The sequence below is a fragment of the Pseudoclavibacter sp. 8L genome (assembly GCF_902506465.1).
GTDB lineage: Bacteria > Actinomycetota > Actinomycetes > Actinomycetales > Microbacteriaceae > Pseudoclavibacter.
Genome location: NZ_LR733186.1, coordinates 416,843 through 439,221 on the forward strand (window position 1 = coordinate 416,843; position 22,379 = coordinate 439,221).

Here is a 22,379-nt window from a genome sequence, read left to right on the forward strand (position 1 = left end):
TACCGGCAGGTACGTGCCGGACGATCCGTAGTAATAGGTGAGGAGCAACGATGCGTTTCACTTCAAGCGACGCCGTCGGCGCTCCGCCACTGAGTATGTCAGAACTCAGCGGCGGGCGCTCGACTTTCTCAGATCAGAGCGCGGATTTCTCCGTGCGCACCAGGACGGCGCCTGAGTCCGGGCAGATCACGACGTCATCCGGCGCCGCGCGGCGGATCTTCTCGAGCTCGGGCCGGTCGAGGGCCACGTTGGTTCCCGTCGTGATGTTGCCGATCAGCTCGGCAGCGCCGACGCCGTAGCGCTCACGCTGCTTCTCGTACAGCGCGACGAGCTCAGCTGGCAGGCTCGCGAGGACGCTCGCCCGCTGCTCGGAGAGGACACGGTACTCGCCCTTGAGGTTGTCGCGAGCGGCGTCGCGCAGAACAGTGAGCTCCCGCGCACGGTCCTCCACGCTTCGCTGCGACTCGAGTGCACCCTCGTGAGCCGCGGTCTGCTCCTCCACGCGCTGCATGACTACGAGCTCGCCGTCCTCGAGAATCGTCCGGCGTCGCTGGAGCACCTCGATCTCGCGCTGCAGCGCCTCGATGTCCTTCCGGCTCGATGCACCCTGCAACCTGTCGTTGTCGCGCTTCAGGCGTGCCTCGACGGTCTCCACGTCCGACTCGATCTTCTTGAGTTCGCTGCGCGAGTCCTCGAGCTGCCCGAGCAGCTGCACGACCTCGGCACGGTGCTTCGTCCGCTCCTCGTCGAGGGCGTTCAGGTGGTGCTGCTCTGGCAGGTTCTTCGCGACGTGCTGCACACGGCGGCGCTTGGTGTCGACCTCGGCCAGGTCGAGCAGACGGCGCTGGTCTGCTTCGCTGGCCTTCATGCCTGGCCCCGGTTCATGTCTTGGTAGTCGTTCATAGTTCCCTCATTCTGTCGTGAAGTCGTGTGCCGCCCGAGCAGGGCGCGCATGTGGCCCGCCGCGCACTACTGGGGAATGGCGAACTCCCACGGGTCGGTGCGGAGCTCGGACACCTCGATGTCGAGCTGAGGGAATTCCGCGCGCAGCTCCCGAGCAGCATGGTCGAGCCACAGCCACTCGCTCGCCCAGTGCGAGGTGTCGATGAGTGCCGGCCCCCGGCCGCGTGCGAGTGACTGCTCGAGCGATTCCGAGGCCGGGTGGTGGCGAAGATCGCTCGTGATGTAGACGTCAGCCCCGATGACCTTCGGGTCCTCGAGCAGCGAGTCGCCGGCTCCGCCGCACAGCGCGACGGTCTCGACGAGGCGGTCGAAGGAGCCGGCTGCGCGGATCCCAGTCGCGGTCGCCGGCAGGATGCCCGCGAGAGCCCGTGCGAGCGCCCCGAGTGTCATGGGCTGCGGCAGAACGCCGACGCGTCCGAGACCGCGGTCGGGGTTGTCTGCGGACGGCACGATCGGCGTGACCTGCTCGAGCCGGAGCGCAGAAGCGAGCGCCGCCGAGGTGCCGGTCTCCACGACATCGGCGTTCGTGTGTGCTGCGAGAAGCGCGCAGTCCGCGCGGATGAGCTGCGCGAGGAGCGAGCCCTTCGCGCTCGACTCCGCCACGGTCGTGACACCGCGCAGAAGCAGCGGATGATGCACGAGCAGGAGGTCGGCGGATGTGTCGACGGCTTCACTCACGGTCAGCTGGGCGGCATCGACTGCGAGGAGGATGCGGCCCACCTCAGCGTCGAGCGCGCCGGAGACGAGACCGACCGAGTCCCAGGACTCCGCTCCTGACGAGGGCCAGTTCCGCTCTCCGAAAATGAGCACGTCGCGCAGTCGGGTCACCATGGGGCGATTCTACCGGCGGTACTGCCGTCGGGTGCCGCACTTTCCGCGTAGTGTTAGCACTCCGAAGCTCCCTCCCCCGGAGCCCTTCTCCCAGAGTTTCCCCCAGGAGACCTCTTGTCAGAGCAACAGCGTCGTGCTGTCCCAAATCCCGCAAAGCGTCCCACGATTCGCGACGTGGCGGCGGTTGCCGGCGTGTCCAAGTCGCTCGTCTCGCTCGTGTACAGCGATCCGGAGAAGGTCAGCGAGGCGAGGAAGAGCCGCGTGCTCGCGGCGGCCGACGAGCTGGGGTTCCGACCGAATCTGCTGGCCAGATCGCTGGCGACGAACATGAGCGACTTCATCGGGATTCTCGTCGCAGACCCGGTCAACCCCGTGTTCGCGGAGATCATCGACGCGGCGAGCCTGGAGTTCGACCGCGCGGGTCGGCGCGGGCTGATGACAACCGCCGTGCTGCCTGAGTCGGGGACCGTGCGCCAGCTCGACGAGGGCACGATCGCGACGCTCAGCGATCTGCGCCCGAGGAGCGTCCTCATCGCCGGTTCTCTTCCGGACGCTGCCTCGCTCGGTGCTCTCGCCGAGGATCGCCCCGTCGTCGTGGCTTCTGGCCTGGCCGAAGGGCTGCCGAACGCGGGCTGCGTGCGAACCGATGACCGCAAGGGCCTCGCGCTCCTGGTCGAGCACCTCACCTCCCTCGGCCACCGCGACATCGCGCATCTCGGAGGCCTTGCCGCCGCCGGCCGCAGCCGGGCGGAAGCGTACGAGGAAGCGATGACGGCGCACGGACTCGCAGGCCACGTGCAGGTCCAGGAGAGCGACTTCACCGAGCTCGGAGGCTACGTCGCCGCGACGAGCGTGCTGTCCCGTGCGACCCCGCCGACCGCGATCATCGCGCCAAACGACCTTGCCGCTCTCGGCGTGCAGCGTGCGCTCGAGGAGCGCGGACTGACGATGGACGACGTGGCGCTCACGGGCTACGACAACTCGTTCCTCGCCTCGATCGCCGGTGTCTCGCTCACGTCCGTCGACCCGCACAACGGAGTCATCGGACGAGAGGCCGCGAGGTGGCTCATCGACGCCGAGGCTGGCAAGGATTCGCTGCCGCAGGAACTGCTCGTCGAACCGCGGCTCGTCGTCCGCCGTTCTTCGGGCAAGGGCGTCTGAGCTCAGCTCTCGTCTGCCGGCGAGAAGCGCACTCCCCACGAGCTGCTCCAGACCTGCGCGGCGTCGAGCTCGATGAGGTCGACGCCCGAATTGAGGGCGTCCGGTGGGGACGTCATCGGCTCCGCGGCGAACGCAAGGCCAGTGCCTCCGTGGTGCCCCTCGGGGCGGGGGAAGTCGGCGGGCGTGTAGAGCTGGAGGTGCCGGAATTCGGCGTCGCCCCAGAGCTCGAGGCGGGCCCCGGCCGCGGACTCGACGGTCAGCAGCGTGCGGTCGCCGGAAGGGCGGACGCGGAAGGCGTAGTTGAGGTCGAGATCGCCCACCCTGCGACCACCACGAAGGTCGAACGTTCCTCCCGACACGACGGGCTCGGTTCCCACCGGGAGCAGTCGATCATCGAGCAGCACGCGCTCGACGAGGTCGGCGCTGACGATGAGATCGGCGATCGGCTCCTCTCCGATGCGGAAGTACGGGTGAGCACCGACTGCGAAGAGCGCCCGCTGCGTGCCGAGGTTGGCGACGGTGTGCGTTACCACGAGGCCGTCGTCGACGGCTTCGTAGCGCACCCTGTGGCGGAGCGTGAAGGGCCAGCCATGCTGAGGGAACACGGTTGCGGAGAGCTCGAGGCCTGAGCCCGTTTCTGCGACGACCGCGTACTCCGTGTTGCGCAGGAGACCATGCGAGGCATTGCCCTTGCTGGGCTCCGTGATGTCGAGCTGCTGCGTCTTCCCGTCGTGCGCCCATCGGCCATCCCTGACCCTGTTCGGCCAGGGGAACAGCGTCAAGCCGGCGCCGAAGGGCGGGAGGACGTCGTCGCCGAAGTCCTCGACGAGCTGCACGCCGCCGACCTCGAGGGAACGGAGCACCGCAGCGACCCGGCCGACCTTGACGCGGACTCGTGCGCTCTCAACCTCGTGCTGGGGACCGGTGACAGGTGGCTGCATGCGTCCACCGTAGCGGGAGGCGCCGACGGCTCAGTCGCGCCGTGCCCAATCGCGCAGCACAGCTCGTGCAGCGTGCATGCCGGGCATGCCGTGGACCCCGCCCCCAGGCGGCGTCGACGACGAGCACACGTAGAGTCCCCGTCGTCCGGCGCGGTAGGGATGCAGCGAGGGCGCAGGCCGGAACAGCTGCTGCGTGCCCGCCATCGAGCCGCCGCCGATGTCACCGCCGACCAGGTTCGGGTTCCACGCTTCGAGCGCGCTCGGCGACCACTCTCGACGTTCGAGGACCACGTCGGCGAAGCCGGGTGCGAAGCGTTCGATCTGTGCCTCGAGGGCCGGGCGCACGTCGAGCGCCGTGCCGTTGGGCACGTGTGCGTACGACCAGAGGACCTGCCTGCCATCGTGTGTCCTGCTCGCGTCGGCAGCGGATTGCTGCGTGACCATGACAAACGGCTTCTCCGGCATGCGCCCGCGGTTGATGTCGCGTTCGGCCTCGATGATCTGCCGGAACTCCCCGCCGACGTGCACGGTGCCGGCGGACGCGACCCGCGCGTCCTCCCACGGCACGGGTCCGTCGAGCAGGTAGTCGATCTTGTGCACACCAGCCCCGTACTTCCATCGTGCGAGGTGAGCGGCGTAGCGCGACTCCAGCTGCTCCGGGGCGATGCGGAGGATCTGCTTCGGCGTGAGGTCGAGAAGGACGGCGTCTGCCCGCGGGAGGTCGCGGAGGTCGGTGACCTCTGCATTGGTCTCGATGCGTCCGCCGTTGGCGAGCAGCACTCTGGCGAGTGCATCCGTGATGCTCGCCGAGCCGCCCTTCGCCACGGGCCACCCGGTGCTGTGGCCGAGGGCTCCGAAGGCGATGCCGAACGCCGATGTCAGCGGCCGAGTGAGCGGCAGCGTCGCGTGCGCCGCGGAACCGGCGAGGAGCGCCTTGGCTGCGCCGCTTCGGAAGACGAGGTTCGCGAGCGTCGCCGCCGGGAGCGCCCCCAAGAGCCCGAGCCGCGCCATGTCGACGGGATGCGGGGGGATTCGAAGGAGCGGACCCATCGCGTTCTCCACCGTCTCGAAAGGATGGTGCGAGAAATGCTCGTGCAGGCGCCGCCAGCTGGGACCGTCGACGCCGAGCTCCTGAACCGTGCGTTCGATGTCCCTGTGCAGCATCGCCGCGCGGCCGCCCGGCAGGGGGTGCGCCATCGGGATCTCGGGCTGCACCCATTCGAGCCCGTTCTGCTCGAGTTGGAGCTCGCGAAACGCCGGGCTCGCGACGCCGAAAGGATGCGCCGCGGCCCCGAGGTCGCTCACGAAACCAGGCCCGAACAGCTCGGCAGACCTCGCTGCTCCGCCGATCTGGGCGTCGCGCTCGTACACAGTGACCTCGACGCCGCGCGTCGCAAGGAGTGCCGCAGCCGTGAGGCCGTTCGGGCCCGCGCCGACGACGACCGCCCGGCGGCTCACCGCCCAGCACCTGCCCGCGGGTCATGCTCGAGGAATCGTTCCTCGACGGAGTCGCGGCTGATGCTCTGGATGAGCTCGATCTGGGTGTGCGCACGGGCTTCGAGTTCCTGCAAGCCGGAGAGCACGAGTCGCGGGTCCCGGGGCTGCACGGCGATGAGCGCCTCCCACATCGAGAGCTTCGCGCGCACCATGCCGGTGAGGGTGTCGAGTTCGAGCTGCGTGCTCGGGCGCTGCCTGAGGCGGAGGATGTTCACCGGGTTGAACGTTCCGGCCACGCGCGCCGCATTCGTGAGCCAGAGCTTCAGGAACGACTCGCGGTAGCCGAGCTGGTCGATGAGCGATGCGAGGTCCCGGCGGTCAGCCGCGATGTGGGCGATGAGCAGCCGCATCGTCTGCTCGTGCGGCGATCCGGCCCACGTCGCCTTCGCTGACTTGAATGCGCGCAGCCCCGCTTCCGAGGCCAAAAGGTGCGCGTTGAGATACCCCGCGTAGACGTCGTGGTCGAATCCGCGTGCCGTTGTCATGCCCTGCTCCTCTCGATTGCCGTGTCCCGATTGTCTCGTGGCTCGAGATTCGGGGCGCACAGGTCTTCGAGATATCCAGCGAAACCGCCCGGCGTGCGTCCGCGTCGCCGCGCCGAGGTCAGGACGGGTGAGCTGGCCGTCGAGTGCACGGCGAAGCCGCACGCGGTGACGGCGGCGGCGAGGCCGGTGTCCTCGTGTTCCCGGAGCGGAGGGAATCCGCCGGCGGCGAGGTAGGCCGAGGCCCGGACGCCGAGATTCGCTCCGTGGATGTGCGGGTGCCCTTCGATACTCGAGTAGTCCCGTCGCCACCTGGCCTCGATGTGCGGCGCATCCGTCTGCGGTTCGACGTTCACCGTCCCCAGCAGGAGGTCGGTGCCTGCGTCGGCGAACTCGAGCTGCGAGAGCAGCCAGCCCGGCGGCACGGCGGAGTCGGCATCGGTGGAAGAGATCCACGTCGAGGTCGGGTCGCCGGCTGTGGGGTCGCCCTCGGAGATGAGGCTGAGCGCGACGCTCACCGCCGTTCGTCTGGCTTTGCCGACAGAGCCGTGCAGACCCTCGATCACGTGGATGCGGGGGTCGCGCTCGGCAGCTCGTGCCGCGATCCGCGCGCTCGCGTCGCGGCAGCTGTCGAGGACGAGCACAAGCTGCACCCGCACGCCTGCGCCCGCACAACGCATCGAGTCCATCGCGACGGTCAACGCGTCGAGGCACTCAGCGAGCGTCTCGGCTTCATCGCGGGCGGGCACGACGATCCGCAGGTCGCGGATGGGCGTTCGCGAGCTCCCCTCACCGGTCGCCGGGCCGCTCACCGGACTCGCGATCGTCATCCGGCCGCGCTCGCGGACTGTTGCGCACCAGAAGCTGCACCAGAGGCGAAGCAGGAACCACCACGCGGCGGCGTCCCGTTCTCGTAGATTTCGATGAGGGTCTCCTCCTCCGAGTAGGAGGCGAGGCTGCGCATGCCGAGTCGTGCTGCGAGGGCGTGCACTCGATCGCCGTCGAGCGGCCAGCCGTCGATCGGACCACGCCAGTGGCAGAGCGCGAGCACGCCGGTCGGTGAGAGGGCCCGACGGGAGTTGGCAAGGAGCTCGCAGAGCTCGTCCTCCGCCAGGTAGTAGCCGGTCTCGGAGACGATGACGAGATCGAGCTGACCGGGCCCGAGACCGAGGCTGTCCCAGTCGTGCGGCAGAGTCGCTTTGGCCAGGTCGACCCCCGTGACATCGGCGAGTCTCGCCGCGGCGAGACCGAGGGCGGTGGCGCTCGCGTCGACGGCCAGGAGGTGATCGCACCGCTCAGCGAGCGCCGCAGTGCTCTCGCCGATGGAGCAGCCGATCTCGAGGGCGCACCGGTACGTCTCGTTGGGCAGCATCCCGACCATGAGGGCGAGCTTGCGCCGCTCGTACCAGCTGGATCGGAGGCCCCATGGGTCGTCCGCGTCTGCATGGACGCCATCGAACGTGTGACTCGCCGAGCCGGCGTCGCGGGTCGCGCTCGCTGTCACCCGGAAGACCTCGAAGCTCCTCGAGAAGTGCTCGAGCTGACTCGCCCCGAGCACCGTCTCGTCGCCGATCGCGTCGGACAGCGCGTGCAGCTGCGAGGTATGCGCCTCGAGGGCGTCCGCCTTGGCTTTGATCGCCCCAGCCGAGAGCGGCAGCCTCATCCAGTGACGCCACTCGCTGTCGCGCGCGGGGTGAGCCCAGTGCCAGAACCAGATCGGGAACTCGAGGAGCAGCGCGCCAGACTCGGCGGCGGCCCGCGCGAGCGCGGCACCGACGGTGTCGTGATCAGTGTGTCCGTCTCTCCGGTAGGGCGCGGCGATGACGACACGCTGTGCCGGCGAATCCCGGACCATCTTCGCTGCGGCGTCTGCGATGAGGTCGGTGGACTCCGAGAGCTGGCCGTCGCCGAGGCCGAGCTCGATCGACTTGATGGAGCCCGACTGCCCGCCGGTGGTCTCGGACCCCACGGGAGGATTCGCGCGAAGCCGTTTGAGCGCCTCGTGGAACTCTGCTCGTCTCAGCTCGGCGAGCGCCGGTGGCTGGACGCTCGGCGAGGCCGGGTGCGAGGCCTCGCCCCAGGTGCACAGCAGAACGCGCACGACGGCTCCGGCGGCGAGTGCCCGGCGGATGAGGCCAGCGGCGCCGAGGCACTCGTCGTCGGGGTGCGCGGCTCCGACGATGAGCAGCGTCTCCGGGCCGAGGTTATCTTCGAGCGCGAGGGTCGGCAGGTGCTCGATACCGGCTTCCCTCCAGGCTGCCTCTGGTGTCCCCGTGTCCAGATGCGTGAACTCCACCGAAGCGGCGCCGATCACGAGCCGACCCCCGAGATCGATGGGGCTTCGGAGGAGCGGTGCAGTGCGGCCGCGAGCTGCTGCCCGTGAGCTGCATCGTCGCGGGCTCCGTGATGCTGACTGAGGTACATGGTGAGATCGGCGACCCGTCGTGCGTGCGCGGCGTCGAAGGCGAGGGGGCCAGGCCCCATGGCCTCTCCGCAGAGTGCCAGCAGGCGCCAGCAGGCGGAGGCGGTGTTCCCGCGCACCCGTTGAGCAAGCGCCCAGTCGGCGCTCCCCGCGTCGATGCGGTCGGCGGCGTCGTCGAGCTGCACCTGGACGCCGTGCAGCAGACGATCCGCCTCACCGAGCCAGGCGAGCCCGAGCTGGTCCGGTTCCCTGCCGCCCACAGCGCGTTCAAGCGCACGCCCGAGGGCCACCGCTCCCCCGAACCACACGGCGGCGACCGCGATCCCACCCCAGGCGAACCCCGGACGCGAGGTGTACCAGCCGGCGTCGTCCCCTACGGCTCTGGCAGCCGCCGAGTGGAGATCGACCGGCCCGCTCGGCACTCCACGGAGGCCGGTCAAGGGGGCCCCGCCTTCGCGCGGCACCACAGCCGCCTGCCGGAGGTCGACCACGAACATCCACTCCCCCGTCGAATCCGACGCGGTGACGAGGGCGCGATCCAGTTTCGCTGCGAGCGAGCACCAGCGCTTGGCCCCGGTCAGCTCAGCGTCGGCACCCTCGGCGACGCTGTGCGAGTCCGCTTCCGGAACCCATCGGACAGCCACCGGCGACGCTGAAGCGAAGACGCCCCAGACCTCACCGCGTCCGACTTCCGCGCCCGCCTGCGCAAGGATCGCTGCGGCGTCGAAGTGCGGCTCGACGACACGGGCGGCTGTGAGATCGATCGCGGCGATGCTCGACAGCAGATGCAGCAGCGAGCGAGTGCGACCGCGTCCAGGCAACGGGACGGGAGGGAGCTCGCGCAGGACGCCGAGCATCTGCGAGGCGTCCCCTGCGCACTCCTCGGCGGCCGCGAGGAGCCGGGCGCTGCCGTCCCAGAAGTCGGCGTCGACCCCGATCCTGCCCATGAACTCGAGCACCCTGTCTCCCTCCAGCCAAACCCAACGGCGGGATGCTGCACTCCCTGGTCAACAGCACGCTACGCACGCCGACCGTGAGGTCACAGGAGGGTTGACACCAGGCGAGCGAGCCGATAACCGTACGCGCTCCCGAGTAGCGGCAGGCGCTCAGGCACGCGGAGGAAACTCCCACGGAGCAGACCGAGCCTTCCCGTAGCGTCGTGACCCTCATGACGCAGACTCCCCCCGGATTCCCCCTTCGCGACTACGCCGCCATCGGCGACGGGCGCACCATCGCCCTCGTCACGCCCGATGGACGCGTCGACTGGCTGCCGCTGCCCAACCTCGACTCGCTCCCCGTCTTCGCGCGCCTCCTCGACGACAAGAAGGGCGGGTACGTCGAGCTGACCCCCGCGGGCGACTTCACGTCCACGAGGCGGTACATCGAGCAGACCAACGTGCTCGAGACCACCTACACGAGCGAGAGCGGTGTGGCACGCGTCACCGACGCCATGGTCACGGGCGTCGCCGGGCGCCTCCCCTGGGCCGAGTTCGCCCGGCGAGTCGACGGCATCGAAGGCAGCGTCGAGTTCACCTGGCGCGTCGTTCCCGGGACGATGCTCGGCACCAGGTCCCCGTGGCTCGACCGCGTCGGTCGGCACACCATCATCCGCTGCGGCGAGCTCTCCCTCGCCGTCGTCGGCAGCGAGCACGGCCCCGAGAGCGCAGACCCGCGCAGCGGCACGGAGGAGGCCGAGCTCCGAGGCGGGTTCACGACCGTGCCCGACTCGCGACACCTGCTGGTCCTGACCGCAACCGAGGGGGAGCCCCTCCGCGTTCCAGAGCCGGAGAACGTCGACAAGGGCATCGACCGAACCATCGAGAGCTGGCTGAGCTGGTCCAAGGAGTTCTCCTACGACGGCCCATGGTCCCGGCAGGTCCAGCGCAGCGCGCTGGCGCTGAAGCTCCTCATCTACAGCCCCACAGGGGCTATCGCCGCGGCGGGGACATCGTCGCTTCCCGAGAACCCAGCCGGCGGCAAGAACTGGGACTACAGGTTCGCCTGGATCCGCGACCTCGCCTACACCGCCCACGCACTCGTCTGGTTCGGCCTCAGGGAGGAGACGCACGCGGCAATCTCCTGGCTGCTGCGCACCATCCGCGAGCAGGGCCCGGATATCTACGTCATGTACACGCTCAACGGCGAGACGTGCGCGGGCGTCGAGAAGTACGACGTCCCCGGATGGCGCGGCAACAGCCCCGTCGTGACGGGAAACCCCGCGCAAGGGCAGCTGCAGCTCGGCATCTACGGCGACCTCATCGCCATCAGCCGCACCTACGTCGACGACGGCAATCTCCTCGACGTCGAAACCGCACGACTCCTCGCCAAGGTCGCCGACAAGGCCTGTGACGACTGGCGCAAGCGAGACGCAGGAATGTGGGAGCTCGGTGACGAACAGCACTACACCTCCTCAAAGATGGGGTGCTGGCAGGCGCTCAACGACGCGATCGCGCTCGCGGAGGGCGCGCACATCGAAGGAGACGTCGATCGCTGGCGAGCGGAACGTGAGCGCATCCGAGCGTGGACGCTGGAGCACTGCTGGTCTGAGGAGCTCGGCAGCTACGTCATGCATCCCGGCTCGGATCGCCTCGACGCCTCCGTGCTGCTGCACGCGCCGAGCGGCTTCGACCGCGGTGAGCGCATGTCGTCCACCATCGACGCCCTGACCCGGGAACTCGGCCACGGCGCTCTCCTCTACCGGTACTCGGGAGTCGCCAGCGAAGAGCACACCTTCGTCGCCTGCGCTTTCTGGCGGGTCTCGGCGCTCGCCTGCGTCGGCCGTTCCTCGGAGGCGATCGCTGCGATGGACGAGCTCGTCGAGCAGACCAACGACGTCGGGCTGCTCGCCGAGATGATCGCTACCGGCGACGGCGCCTTCTGGGGCAACCTCCCGCAGGCACTCAGCCACCTGGCGCTCATCAACGCCGCCCTCTTGATCAGACAGCTCGCACCGGAGGAAGCCGCAGATGACCAGTGAACCGACCGTCTTCCGCGAGCTGCGCTCGGTGCTCGTCGAGAGCATCTGGTGGGATGCTCGCACCTCCGAACTCGCCTGGGTGGACATCACGATGGGCACCTTCCATCGGGCGAGGCTCGACGGTGCTCGCGACGGCAGCGACGACCGGGTCTCTGCTCTCCCCGCCCCAGTCAGCGCCGTGCAACCGGCCGCCGGCGGTGGCTTCGTGGCATCGCTCCAGGACCGCATCGTCGTGCTCGGGCCGGACGGGGAGCTGCAGAAGACCATCGCCTCCGTCGTGCACTCCCACGGTGGCATCCGCTTCAACGAGGGCAAAGTAGACCCGTTCGGTCGCTTCGTCGTCGGGTCGATGAACACCACGTCGCCCGCCGCAGATGGAGCCCTGTACACCTTCGACGCCGACGGCACCGTCCGACTGCTCCTCGGCGGGTTCCACACGACGAACGGCCTCGAGTGGAGCGACTCCGGCGACACGATCTTCGTGACCGACACGTCGACGCAGACCGTCTACCGGGCGAGCTACGGCCCTGGCCCCGACGACCTCGGCGAGCTGGAGCCGTTCATCCACGGGCGAAACTCGGACGGGCTGGCCAGGGACGTCGACGGCTCCTTCTGGAACGGCATCTACGGCGCTGGACGCGTGGCGCACTGGGACGCGAGCGCGTCGCCGCTGGCTGACCTCAGCCTTCCGGCGCCGAACGTCACGTCGGTCGCCTTCGGTGGCGACGGGCTCTCGACGCTGTTCGTCGGAACGGCGCGCGAGAACCTCACCGAGAGCGACCTCGTCGATGCACCGCTCAGCGGCTCGATCTTCGCCATCGAGGGCGTCGGGCACGGCCGCCCCGCCAACCTCTTCGGGGCATCCGCAAGCCCGCGGTGACCCCTTCATTCTTCTCTTCCCCAAGCACGTCACTTCTCGAACCAAGACTGGAGACACGCACATGGATCTCGGCATCACCGGCAAGAAGGCGCTCATCACCGGAGGGGACTCCGGCATCGGCTGGGAGACCGCCAGGCAGCTGCTCGACGAGGGCGCGATCGTCGTCCTGAGCGACAAGGACCCGGACGCGCTCGCGGAGGCGGCCGCCAAGCTCGAGGCGCCGGCAGGCAGGCTGTTCGCGCACGCGGCCGACATCACCCGACTCGATGAGCTCGCCGAGCTGCACGGCTTCGTCCAGGAGCACGTGGGCGACATCGACATCCTCGTGCAGTCCGCGGGGATCACCGGGGCGCAGGGCCTGTTCCACGAGATCGACGACGAGGGCTGGACGAAGACCGTCGAGATCGACCTGCTCGGTCCCGTTCGGCTCGTCCGGCAGTTCCTCCCCTCGCTCCGCAAGGGCGGCTGGGGCAGGATCGTGTTCCTCGCCTCCGAGGATGCGGTGCAGCCCTACGACGATGAGCTCCCCTACTGCGCGGCGAAGGCCGGCATCCTCGCGCTCTCCAAGGGACTCTCGCGCAGCTACGCGTCGGAGGGACTGCTCGTGAACGCGGTCTCCCCGGCCTTCATCTCGACGCCGATGACCGACGCGATGATGGAGAAGCGCGCCAAGGAGCTCGGCACGGACATCGACGAGGCGATCGAGTCGTTCCTCGACGAGGAGCGACCGTACATGGAGCTGGGCCGCCGCGGCGAGCCGAGCGAGGTCGCCTCCGTCATCACCTTCCTCTGCTCAGACAGGGCCTCGTTCGTGAACGGCTCGAACTACCGGGTCGACTCGGGCTCGGTCGCGACGATCTAGCCGCCGCTCGGCGCCCGCACACCACGACAGACACCACGTACAGGAGACGAACATGGCAAATCAGTACACCTTCACCGACCCCACCAAGCTCTACAGCGAGATCACGCCGAACTCCGACGACCAGACCGAGCCGGGCCTCGACTCGAAGCTCCGTGACACGGCGGACCTCGGCGAGAGCACCTACGAGGGATCCGGCCGCCTCAAGGGGCGTCGCGCACTCGTGACTGGCGGTGACTCCGGCATCGGCGCCGCCACGGTCATCGCGTTCGCCCGCGAAGGCGCCGACGTCGCGCTCGCCTACCTGCCCGAGGAACAGGAGGACGCAGACCGGATCACCGCCATCGCCCAGGACGCGGGCGTCAACGTAGTGCAGCTCCCCGGCGACCTGACCGACGACAAGTACGTCAAGGGCCTCGCGGATGCGGCGGTCGCGAAGCTGGGCGGACTCGACATCCTCGTCAACAACGCGGGCAAGCAGATCTTCAACGAAGACCTCACGACGCTCACGAGCGAGCAGTTCGACGAGACGTTCAAGGTCAACGTCTACGCGATGTTCGAGATCTCCAAGGCGGCGATCCCCCACCTCCCACCGGGTTCGACGATCATCAACACGACGTCCATCCAGGCCTACTCGCCCGCGGCCATCCTCGTCGACTACGCGTCGACGAAGGCGACCATCAACGCCTTCACGAAGGCGCTCGCCCAGCAGCTCGCGCCCAAGGGCATCCGCGTGAACGCCGTCGCCCCCGGACCGATCTGGACGCCACTGCAGGTCACCGACGGGCAGCCGCCGGAGAAGGTCGAGGAGTTCGGCGAGGACACGCCGCTCGGCCGCATGGGTCAGCCAGCTGAGCTTGCGCCCGCTTACGTCTTCCTCGCGTCGCCCGAGTCGAGCTATGTGCTCGGCGAGACGCTCAACGTGAACGGCGGCATGCCGACACCGTAGGGCTCACCTCTCCTACGGAAGCGGACGCCCGGGCCTCAGGCTCGGGCGTCCGTGTTCGCTTCCCGGTCTGTCTCCGCACCCGCGGTGGTCGGGCAGGTGAGGGTCACGGTCGTTCCGGTCTCGTGCGTCTCGAAGCGGATGCGGGCGTGCACCAGCGCGGCGCGCTGACGCATGGATGCGACCCCGAACGTGGTTGCCGCGAGCTCCTCGAGGGGCGCGGCTGCGCCGGTGCCGTCATCGGTGACCGTGAGCACCAGCGTGGAGGGGCGCCAGAGCACGACCACGTCGATCCGGCTTGCCCTTGCGTGCCGCCGAGCGTTCCGGATCGCCTCGACGGCGATAGCGTGGAGCTCAGCGGCGGCGGGCGCCGATACTGCTCCCCTGGTCCCGATCTCCGTGACCTCGACGGGAGCCGCGCCAGCCAGCTCATGCGCGGCGTAGTCCATGAGGGCATCCGGGAAGCCTGCGGGGGCGGGCCGTTCGAGATCCCAGGCGATCGCATCCACGAGGGCAGCGTCATCGCCGGCAAGCGAGGGGAGCACGGTCTCGCGAAGCTGGCGAGCCAACCTGAGCTCGGAGACTCGCTGGACGCCGGAGAGCTGGGTGCGCAGCGTCTCGGCGTAGGCAAGCGCACCGGGGACGAACCTGCCGAAGACACTCGAGTGCAGGACGAGTGCGACGGTCACGGTCGGCACAGGCAGGCGGTCCGCGAAGACGGGGAGCGCGGTCTCGAACAGCAGGTTCGCCGAGACGAGGGGCTGCGCGGGGTGCAATCCCTGCGACAGGAGGACATCGGCGGTCGCCTGCATGAGGCCCAGATCCATCGTGGCGGGCGCTTGCAGGTGGCCGTAGTCGCGGAGTCCGGCCAGCCTCGTCCACGCCTCCGTGAGGATGCCGACGACGTGGGCTCGGAACACCGGATCGAGCTGTCCATCCTCGACGGCGGCGTCGCCACGCTCGAGAAGCAGCGTCGTCGCCGTCTCGAGGATCTCATCGATGGCATCGGCCAACCCGGCTTCGGGCGAGTCGGGGGCTGCTTCGTCGCGAAGGAGGGAGTCGTCGGTCACGGTCCCGATCGTAGATGGGCCGGTCGCAGTCGTGTGTCAGCCGCGCGGCCCTAGGCTGACGCAGGTGACGAGCACTCTGAAGACGACGACCGCGAGGGCGCCTGCCCATGTCGCTGCGCTGCGGATCGCTGTCGGGCTCGGCATCATCGGACTGCTCGGGTTCACCTACGCGAGCAGAATCGAGGTCGGCGACGACAACCCGTTCGACTTCTTCGGCTACTTCACGAATCAGACGAGCCTGTTCACGAGCCTGCTCCTCATCGCCACCGGCGCCCTCTCGTTCCGCGGCCGCCCGGCACCGCCCTGGCTCACCGTGCTGCGTGCGGTCGCGACAAGCTGCATGATCATCGTCGGGGTGATCTACAACACCCTCGTCCCTGGAACGGGCTCAGCACCTCCCTGGGTGAGCGCCATCCTGCACGTGGTCTTCCCCGTCTACGTGGTCCTCGACTGGCTGCTCGTCGGAGATCGGCGCCCACTCCCGTGGCGAGGTATCTGGCTCGTGCTCCCCTACCCGCTTCTGTGGATGCTCGTCGTGCTGCTGCGAGGGGCGACTGACGGGTGGGTGCCGTACGGCTTCCTGCTGCCGGAGCGCGGCGTCGCTCTCCTAGCGCTCCACGTCGTTGGCCTCCTCGTCGCCCTCATCGCGGCCGCGGCGCTCGTCTGGTGGGCCTCGCGATTCCGCGGCCTGCCCTGGGCGACGGTTCAGCCCCGAGTCGGGGCGGCGATCCGTCCTCGGCGCTGAGCTGCGGACATCCCATCGCTGATGCCAGCCGCTCGTCGAACCCCCTCGCGGTCGCACGAGCACATCGAGGGAGCCGAAGGCCGCAATCGGTCAGAGCAGCCGAGTCAGGGCATCGACCAACGCCTGGACGAGACTCACAAGGCCTGCCCCGAACTGGACGCACTGCTCGAGGGTGCGCCGAGCGACGTCGGGGACGAAGAGCCACAGGATTCCGAACGTGGCGACGAGCGTCACAGCGGTGACGGCCAGCAGGAAGCCGGCCGCCGCGAGGCGGGGATAACGGAGCGACGAGGTCACGTTCGTCGGCTGCGTCCACCAGGGAGTCGCGCGGCGCGAGCTCGGCGAACGCTTCGCACGCGTCGCAGTCCGCGCGGATGAGGTCTGTCGGCGGGGCGGCTGACTCCGCTTCGCTGTCGTCGAGCCGACACGCGCCGGACGGGTCTTCCCGCTACCTGCCCGCGGGGTCGTTCGGACCCGCTTCGCTCCGCTCGATCCGGGGCTGCGACGCTTGTTCGACGACGGGCGGGCCACAGGCGCTCCTCCGTGTTGGGGAGCCATCAATCTATCCCCTCGGATCGGGCCGAACGGCTACGTTCAGGTCACGGTTCCCCGGTCGCGCAGACGGCCTTGTTATCGTGTCGCCGATGTTCTCCGAATGGAAGCGCAAGCGAGCCGCGGGGAAGGTGACCGCCGGAGACGGCCACGCGCTGAGGCGGTATCGCTGGTGGCAGCCGTTCTCGCGCGCGCTCCTCCACTTGCGGCTCGCGGAGAGCGATGGGCTGCGACATCTCTGGTCGGTCAACGTGAAGCTCTGGGGGGACTCCGACGGCGAGGTCGTCGCTGATCTGTACCGGGACGGGCACCACGTCGCCCACTCGAAGCTGCCGGCCATCTTCGAGGTGCCGGGCGGCACCATCGAGGTCGCGGTAAGCGGGTACGGGCTGAAGCGCTGCCATTTCGTCTCCTCGGATGGCAGCGAGCTGCAGCTCACCCCCGACAGGGCCTCGGCCGAGGGTCGCCGGGCCCGGCTCCGACAGACCAGGCCCGGGTTGAGCCGCCTCATCGGCGCGGCGTCGCTTGGCATGCTCGTCGTCGCGCTTGTGCTCGGACTCCCCCAGATCGTCGAGCAGGTGACGAACATCCCGCTGGTGGCGGAACGCGTCGGCACCTTCTCCTCGCCGATCCATCTGCCGTCGTGGCTCAACGTCTCCCTGCTTGTCGCTGCCCTGCTGGCGAGCTCAGAGCGCGCGCTCCGCCTGCGCTACAACTGGGTGCTCGACGGCGGACTGTTCGACGGCGATGACTGAGGGCGAGAGCTCGTCCGAGCGGAGGAACTGATCTCCCTCCGAGATTAAGTTGTGCACAATTCAGTTGTGTGCAATGCTTTCTGTATGCCGGTAACCGATGAGATGATCTGCTTCTCCCTCTACGCCGCAAGCCGCGCCACGACGCAGGCCTACCGCAAGCTGCTCGAGCCAGTCGGCATCACGTATCCCCAGTACCTCGTGCTCGTGATCCTCTGGAACGACGGCGAGCAATCAGTGAGCTCCCTCGGGGAGCTCCTACAGCTCGACTCCGGCACCCTCTCACCGCTCCTGAAGCGCATGGCTGATGCAGCACTCATCACTCGCGAACGACGTCGAGGCGACGAACGAGTCGTCGTGGTCACACTCGCCGAGCGCGGCACCGCACTGCGCGGACAGCTCTCGCACATCCCGGCCCGCATCGCAGCGGGGACCGGCCTCGACAGCCAGGAATCAGCGGCGGCGCTCCTGCGCACGCTGCAGCACCTGACTGAGACCATGCAAACCACCGCCGCACAGGCGGAATCACAAGGAAAGAAGGACTAGCTGTGGACGTGCTCTACACCGCGGAAGCGCTCTCGACCGGTCAGGGGCGAGATGGTCACGTCGTCACAAGCGACGGCACCGTCGACCTCACGATGGCCATCCCAAAGGAGATGGGCGGACCAGGCGGCGGTGCGAACCCCGAGCAGCTCTTCGCCGCTGGATACGCCGCCTGCTTTCACTCGGCATTGAACGCCGTCGCCAGGGGCAAGAAGGTCGATGTTCGTGACTCGAGCGTCGGCGGCCGAGTGCAGATCGGGCCGAACGGCGAAGGCGGATTTCAGCTCGCCGTGCTGCTGGAGGTCGTGATCCCGAACCTGGGACACGACGAAGCACAGGCACTCGCCGACGCCGCCCACCAGGTCTGCCCCTACTCGAACGCCACCCGCGGCAACATCGACGTCACGATCACAGTCTCGGAGGACTGAACATGCGCACCATCACCCACTCCACTTTCGGAGAGCCCCAGGACGTCCTGACCGTCGAGGATCACGAGCTTCCGCAGCCCGGCCCCGGCGAGGTGCGCCTGCGGATCCTCCTCTCCCCCATCCACAACCACGACCTCTGGACGGTGCGTGGAACCTACGGCTTCAAGCCGGAGCTGCCGGCGCGGGCAGGAACCGAGGCCGTCGGAATCGTCGACGCACTCGGCCCCGAGGTCGATTCGCTGGCTGTCGGTCAGCGGGTCGCCACCGGCGGATCATTCGGCGCTTGGGCCGAGTACGTGACCACCCCGGCTGCCGGCCTCGTCCCGGTACCGGATTCGGTCCCGGACGAAGCGGCCGCGCAGCTCGTCGCGATGCCCTTCAGCGCCATCAGCCTGCTCGAGTCGCTTGGTCTGGAGCGCGGTGACTGGCTCGTTCAGAATGCCGCGAATGGCGCGGTCGGCCGGATGGTCGCGCAGCTCGGAGCCGCACGGGGCGTGAACGTCATCGGCCTCGTGCGCCGTGACGAGGGCGTCGAGGAGCTGCGCGAGCAGGGCATCGAGCGCATCGTCGCGACCAGCTCCGAAGGCTGGCGGGACCGGGTCGCCGAGATCACAGGTGGCGCCCCCATCAAGGTCGGCATCGAGTCGGTGGGCGGCAAGTCCGCTGGCGAGGTGCTCTCGCTCCTCGCCGAGAACGGCGAGCTCGTCGTGTTCGGCGCCATGGCGTCCCCCACGCTCGAACTGTCCTCAGGTGACGTCATCTTCAAGCAGGCCACGGTGCGCGGCTTCTGGGGCAGCAAGGTCAGCCAGTCCATCGACGCCGGCCTCAAGCAGCGTCTCTTCGGGGAGCTGCTCCAGCACCTCGGATCTGGTCAGCTGACCGTTCCTGTAGCCGACGTGTTCCCATTCGAGCAGATCACGGCTGCGGTCGAGGCGAGCCTCGCATCCGGCCGTGTCGGCAAGGTGCTGCTCCGCCCGTAGCTCCCGCCGAGATCTTGCCCCGTCCCACGAAGTGTGGGGCGGGGCTCTCGTCGTCTGGACGCAGCTTCGCTCTCCGGACTCCTTCAAACGACGCAGGCATGCTTGAGCCATGTCGAAACTCTCACAGCTCCTGTCACCGAAGCTCCCGCCGGGGATGAGTATCCCGGACCCCCTCGAACGGGCCTGGACGTGGATGGAGACCCAGGGGTGGGGCTTCGAGAACAAGCACGGCTACTTCCTGACCCCGTACGCCGGAACGGCAGAGCTTGGCATCGTCTTCTCCCCCACCGAGACGCTCACCGGATGGTTCGAGGCAGGAGAGAACGGACACGACCGACTCTTCCCCCTTGGCCAGACCGACGGGACCGGGGGCTCCGCAGCGCTCTGGCGAGACCCCTCTGACGAGGTGCGCGTGGTCGTCCTCGGTTCAGAGGGCGAGCGACTCTACGTCGCTGACGACGCCATCGACTTCCTCCGTCTCCTGGCCGTCGGCTACCTGGAGCTGAACAGCTACTCCATCGGCGAAACGCCGATCGACGACGATGAGGAGTCGGTGGCTGCGCTCTCAGATTTCCGCGCTTGGGTCGAGCAGGAGTTCGATGTCTCCGTGCCACCGAAGTGGTCGGTCCGAAAGCCGGATCCCTTCGCCGCCTGGGTCGGTGAGGTCAAGGGCGAGGAGCTGGAAGTCCCGGTCGGGGGTCCCGCACCGGAGCCGGACCCCACCCCGTTCGTCCTGCCGTCCGTCGACATCGATGCGGTTGTCTCGGCCTGCCGGAAGCTGCTCTACGAGCCGCGTATCGACGGCTTCCGCTTCCGTCGACTCGATGGACTGCGGTTGACAACCGCGGCCTGGGGACACGAACTGGAGATCGTCAAGGAGCGCGAGCCGGCCGGGCTCGACGAAGAGACTGCCCTCGCCAGCCTGATGAGTGACGTGCGGTCCGCGTTCATCGCGGCATGGGGCGCCCCTCGGGGTGCAGCGCCAGCGAAGGACTCCTGGGTGGCAAACAAGCTGGTGGTGACGTCGATCGAGCACGTCGACCTCTGGCCAGCCGGCGACGACCTCATCGTGGCGCTGTTCACGAGCGCGACCGAGGGCCTGCAGATCGCCGCGGTCGTCTCTGAGGCCGCGGTCGACGAGCCCGCGAACTACTGACGCCCGATGTCTGAGCTCACCTACGCGGAGGTCGGCGCAACCGCCGAGAAGAGGCTGCCGAGCGGTTATCACCACGTCCGCGAGTCGCTCGTCATCGGGCACGGGCGCGGCACGTTCGAGCGGGCAGCAACCGAGCTGCTCGAAGGGCAGGCGCAGCGCCGAGCGGGAACGGACGTTCAGCTGTCGGATGTCCCGCTTCGCAAGGGTTCGCGCGTGGTCATGCGGTTGCGCATCGGGCCGCTGCGGTTTCGAATCCCCTGCCTCGTCGTCTGGGCCGAGCGCACCTCGACCTCCTGCGGCTTCGCGTACGGGACGTTGCCCGGGCATCCGGAGCGGGGTGAGGAACGGTTCGAGGTCCGTTTGACCGAGACGGGTGCGGTTGTGTTCAGCATCGTCGCGTTCTCGGCTCCGGGGCGCTGGTTCACGCGCATCGGGGGTCCGATCGCCCGGCGTGTGCAGACAAGGATGACGCGGCGGTACCTCGAGGCGCTGAGGCGTGGAGAACCACGCTTGGCCTGAATTCAGCCTTTCGGCGGTGCGCGTGCCATCTCCTCCGTCGCCATGGGATCACACGGCGAGCCGCCGAGGGACACCGTGACAGCAACGGGAGATGTCACGCCCTCCGAAGTGCTCTCATTTCGCCACCTGACGGAAGTCGAACTCCTACGAGCGCGGCTGGTCTCTCCGATCAGGGTGACAGCTACCCTCACTGATCCTGCGGAATCCCCAAGCGCTCCCTCACCTCGGGAATGTGCCACGGAGTGCTCGCGATCTCGTCGCGCAGCGTCTTGCGTGGTAGCCCCTTGCGATTGACGAGCACCTCGAGGTCGATCGTCGTGGACTCGGTGATCGCGTCGATGACAGCGCCCACCCCGGAAAGCGACGCCATCCCCGATTCGATCATGACGAGCAGTGGAGGCCCCTGGCGTTTCGACACCGCGTTCGGGTCGGCGCCGCCCGCGATGAGTCGGCCGACGAGACCCGCTTCTGTGGCGAGGTCGTGCTCTCGGTTCGAGAAGAGCAGGTGCAGCGCGTTGAGCCCCGAACCGAGCGTGACCGCTGCATCCGCGCCATCGTCGAGGAGTCGTTCCGCGATGCCGACACGGGCGAGCACATCGGCATTTATCATCGCTCGAAGGAGCGGAGTGTCGCCGGTGGACAGCGCGAACTTCGCCTCGACGGGGGTGTAATCCGCGAGGAAGTCGGCGAGCGATTCTTCCTCGGCGCGGTGTGCTCGATTCGGCATGATCTTCTCCTGAGCGGTTGCTGCCCATGCAGCTCGGTGCCACCCTAACGAAGGCCGGAAGGCCAGGACTGAAGGAGAGCCGACGATTCTCGAGCGCAGGCGGACACGTCGGTTCTCGCCACGATGCTCCATCTTCTCTAGGCTGAGAGCATGCGCCGAAGTCCAGAAGCGAGTTCTCGACGAAGCGCCGGAGCACGTCCTCATCTCTCGATCGCGTTGCTCGCAGCAGCCGTTGTGCTGACCGGATGCGCGTCGGTGACACCCGTCGAGAATCAGGAAACAGACTCCGCACCTCCCTCGTCATCCTCGCTCGTACCCCCGGCCGATTCGGCCGAGTGGGCGTCCGAGACCTTCGGAACGTTCGATGAGTACACGTCGAGCGGCACCGGCGAGCTGCGCGTCGAGCTGCCCGCCGAGGTCGCCAAGGCACGTTCCGGCATCATCGACATCGCCTATGACGGCGGCGCACCCCTGACGTTGTGGTCAGAGGATTCCGCGGGCGCGCTCGGGATGATCCTGCTCGACACGAGCATCGAGGGCTATACAGCTGACCCGACTTCCTTCAACGGCCAGACGATGTGGTGGGCGGCGAACGAGCCGCCCTCGGCACTGCTCGTCGAAGCCGACGGAGCCTGGGAGGTCACCGTTCGCCCCATCGACTCTGCGCCTCAGCTCCCCGAATCCGGGACGGGGTACGGCGCGTATCTCTACGACGGCCCGGGCGGCGCGTTCACGGGTGTGAAGCCTGACACCGGGGTCGGCATGTCGATGACGGAGTACCGCTCGGGCGCCGACGGCATCGGCGGTGGAGAGACACCGTACGAGGCTGTCAGCGAGCAGCGCAGGGATGCCGACTTCCGAGGGGAGCTCGCGGCTGGCCCTTCGCTGATCTTCGTCTCCCAGCGGGGCGAGTGGGAACTCGACCTGCCGTGATCGGACAGAGATCGA

24 protein-coding genes are annotated in these 22,379 nt (G+C 68.5%); 13 read left to right on the forward strand and 11 right to left on the reverse strand.

The features are described 5' to 3' along the window. Positions 1 to 133: 133 nt before the first annotated feature. Both GV007_RS08665 and GV007_RS08670 read right to left on the reverse strand, forming a co-directional pair. Positions 134 to 868 carry a zinc ribbon domain-containing protein gene (locus tag GV007_RS08665; RefSeq protein WP_160071903.1) on the reverse strand — a complete coding sequence of 245 codons (735 nt, stop codon included), beginning with the start codon at positions 866 to 868 and terminating at the stop codon, positions 134 to 136. Positions 869 to 969: 101 nt separating this feature from the next. Beyond that, the gene (locus GV007_RS08670; RefSeq protein ID WP_160071904.1) at positions 970 to 1,794 is read right to left on the reverse strand and encodes a Nif3-like dinuclear metal center hexameric protein; all 825 of its coding nucleotides are present in this window, start codon (positions 1,792 to 1,794) and stop codon (positions 970 to 972) included. Between the two features lie 174 nt (positions 1,795 to 1,968). Here GV007_RS08670 and GV007_RS08675 point away from each other — a divergent pair, with 174 nt between their 5' ends. Continuing rightward, positions 1,969 to 2,955: a LacI family DNA-binding transcriptional regulator gene (locus GV007_RS08675; protein ID WP_160071905.1), complete on the forward strand. Its 987-nt coding sequence runs from the start codon at positions 1,969 to 1,971 to the stop codon at positions 2,953 to 2,955. 2 nt (positions 2,956 to 2,957) lie between these two features. Here GV007_RS08675 and GV007_RS08680 read toward each other — a convergent pair whose 3' ends face one another. The 6 genes from GV007_RS08680 to GV007_RS08705 are packed head-to-tail and all read right to left on the reverse strand — an operon-like array spanning position 2,958 to position 9,256. After that, a complete protein-coding gene (locus GV007_RS08680) occupies positions 2,958 to 3,896 on the reverse strand; it encodes an aldose 1-epimerase family protein (protein ID WP_160071906.1) in 939 nt (312 codons plus the stop codon). Positions 3,897 to 3,926: 30 nt separating this feature from the next. Next, positions 3,927 to 5,354 (reverse strand): phytoene desaturase family protein, encoded by a 1,428-nt coding sequence (locus GV007_RS08685; RefSeq protein WP_160071907.1) that lies wholly within the window; start codon positions 5,352 to 5,354, stop codon positions 3,927 to 3,929. After that, positions 5,351 to 5,878, reverse strand: a complete 528-nt coding sequence (locus tag GV007_RS08690; protein ID WP_160071908.1) for a hypothetical protein — start codon at positions 5,876 to 5,878, stop codon at positions 5,351 to 5,353. Before GV007_RS08690 ends, GV007_RS08685 begins: the two co-directional genes overlap by 4 nt. Beyond that, entirely contained in the window at positions 5,875 to 6,705 is an 831-nt protein-coding gene (locus GV007_RS08695; RefSeq protein ID WP_160071909.1) for a glycosyltransferase, read from the reverse strand. Before GV007_RS08695 ends, GV007_RS08690 begins: the two co-directional genes overlap by 4 nt. Then, complete coding sequence (locus tag GV007_RS08700) at positions 6,702 to 8,189, reverse strand: bifunctional PIG-L family deacetylase/class I SAM-dependent methyltransferase (RefSeq protein ID WP_160071910.1); 1,488 nt, start codon at positions 8,187 to 8,189, stop codon at positions 6,702 to 6,704. Before GV007_RS08700 ends, GV007_RS08695 begins: the two co-directional genes overlap by 4 nt. Next, a complete protein-coding gene (locus tag GV007_RS08705) occupies positions 8,186 to 9,256 on the reverse strand; it encodes an acyl-CoA dehydrogenase (RefSeq protein ID WP_160071911.1) in 1,071 nt (356 codons plus the stop codon). Before GV007_RS08705 ends, GV007_RS08700 begins: the two co-directional genes overlap by 4 nt. 209 nt (positions 9,257 to 9,465) lie before the next feature. Here GV007_RS08705 and GV007_RS08710 point away from each other — a divergent pair, with 209 nt between their 5' ends. From GV007_RS08710 to GV007_RS08725, 4 genes are all read left to right on the forward strand, one after another. Beyond that, positions 9,466 to 11,274 (forward strand): glycoside hydrolase family 15 protein, encoded by a 1,809-nt coding sequence (locus GV007_RS08710; protein ID WP_160071912.1) that lies wholly within the window; start codon positions 9,466 to 9,468, stop codon positions 11,272 to 11,274. After that, positions 11,264 to 12,154: an SMP-30/gluconolactonase/LRE family protein gene (locus GV007_RS08715; protein WP_160071913.1), complete on the forward strand. Its 891-nt coding sequence runs from the start codon at positions 11,264 to 11,266 to the stop codon at positions 12,152 to 12,154. Before GV007_RS08710 ends, GV007_RS08715 begins: the two co-directional genes overlap by 11 nt. A gap of 61 nt (positions 12,155 to 12,215) precedes the next feature. Continuing rightward, complete coding sequence (locus GV007_RS08720) at positions 12,216 to 13,016, forward strand: SDR family NAD(P)-dependent oxidoreductase (RefSeq protein ID WP_160071914.1); 801 nt, start codon at positions 12,216 to 12,218, stop codon at positions 13,014 to 13,016. A gap of 52 nt (positions 13,017 to 13,068) precedes the next feature. Next, positions 13,069 to 13,962 (forward strand): SDR family oxidoreductase, encoded by an 894-nt coding sequence (locus GV007_RS08725; protein WP_160071915.1) that lies wholly within the window; start codon positions 13,069 to 13,071, stop codon positions 13,960 to 13,962. A 35-nt stretch (positions 13,963 to 13,997) separates the two neighbouring features. Here the strand turns inward: GV007_RS08725 and GV007_RS08730 are convergent, their stop codons facing one another. Continuing rightward, positions 13,998 to 15,029 (reverse strand): sensor histidine kinase, encoded by a 1,032-nt coding sequence (locus GV007_RS08730; protein WP_160071916.1) that lies wholly within the window; start codon positions 15,027 to 15,029, stop codon positions 13,998 to 14,000. A 64-nt stretch (positions 15,030 to 15,093) separates the two neighbouring features. Here GV007_RS08730 and GV007_RS08735 point away from each other — a divergent pair, with 64 nt between their 5' ends. Next, positions 15,094 to 15,774 carry a Pr6Pr family membrane protein gene (locus GV007_RS08735; RefSeq protein WP_160071917.1) on the forward strand — a complete coding sequence of 227 codons (681 nt, stop codon included), beginning with the start codon at positions 15,094 to 15,096 and terminating at the stop codon, positions 15,772 to 15,774. A 90-nt stretch (positions 15,775 to 15,864) separates the two neighbouring features. Here the strand turns inward: GV007_RS08735 and GV007_RS08740 are convergent, their stop codons facing one another. Further along, positions 15,865 to 16,071 carry a hypothetical protein gene (locus GV007_RS08740; RefSeq protein ID WP_160071918.1) on the reverse strand — a complete coding sequence of 69 codons (207 nt, stop codon included), beginning with the start codon at positions 16,069 to 16,071 and terminating at the stop codon, positions 15,865 to 15,867. A 347-nt stretch (positions 16,072 to 16,418) separates the two neighbouring features. On the opposite strand from GV007_RS08740, the gene GV007_RS08745 reads away from it, so the two are divergent. From GV007_RS08745 to GV007_RS08770, 6 genes are all read left to right on the forward strand, one after another. Further along, entirely contained in the window at positions 16,419 to 17,081 is a 663-nt protein-coding gene (locus GV007_RS08745) for a hypothetical protein (protein ID WP_160071919.1), read from the forward strand. 84 nt (positions 17,082 to 17,165) lie between these two features. Further along, complete coding sequence (locus GV007_RS08750; RefSeq protein ID WP_194676990.1) at positions 17,166 to 17,624, forward strand: MarR family winged helix-turn-helix transcriptional regulator; 459 nt, start codon at positions 17,166 to 17,168, stop codon at positions 17,622 to 17,624. A gap of 2 nt (positions 17,625 to 17,626) precedes the next feature. Beyond that, on the forward strand, positions 17,627 to 18,049 hold the full coding sequence (locus GV007_RS08755) for an organic hydroperoxide resistance protein (protein ID WP_160071920.1): 423 nt from the start codon (positions 17,627 to 17,629) through the stop codon (positions 18,047 to 18,049). A 2-nt stretch (positions 18,050 to 18,051) separates the two neighbouring features. Further along, a complete protein-coding gene (locus GV007_RS08760) occupies positions 18,052 to 19,029 on the forward strand; it encodes a zinc-binding dehydrogenase (RefSeq protein WP_160071921.1) in 978 nt (325 codons plus the stop codon). A 109-nt stretch (positions 19,030 to 19,138) separates the two neighbouring features. Further along, entirely contained in the window at positions 19,139 to 20,185 is a 1,047-nt protein-coding gene (locus GV007_RS19025) for a hypothetical protein (RefSeq protein WP_201297643.1), read from the forward strand. Positions 20,186 to 20,191: 6 nt separating this feature from the next. Continuing rightward, complete coding sequence (locus tag GV007_RS08770; RefSeq protein WP_160071922.1) at positions 20,192 to 20,704, forward strand: DUF1990 family protein; 513 nt, start codon at positions 20,192 to 20,194, stop codon at positions 20,702 to 20,704. 187 nt (positions 20,705 to 20,891) lie between these two features. On the opposite strand, the gene GV007_RS08775 is transcribed toward GV007_RS08770, so the two are convergent. Continuing rightward, positions 20,892 to 21,431 (reverse strand): hypothetical protein, encoded by a 540-nt coding sequence (locus tag GV007_RS08775; RefSeq protein WP_160071923.1) that lies wholly within the window; start codon positions 21,429 to 21,431, stop codon positions 20,892 to 20,894. A gap of 150 nt (positions 21,432 to 21,581) precedes the next feature. On the opposite strand from GV007_RS08775, the gene GV007_RS08780 reads away from it, so the two are divergent. Continuing rightward, positions 21,582 to 22,364 carry a hypothetical protein gene (locus tag GV007_RS08780; RefSeq protein ID WP_160071924.1) on the forward strand — a complete coding sequence of 261 codons (783 nt, stop codon included), beginning with the start codon at positions 21,582 to 21,584 and terminating at the stop codon, positions 22,362 to 22,364. Positions 22,365 to 22,379: the final 15 nt, after the last annotated feature.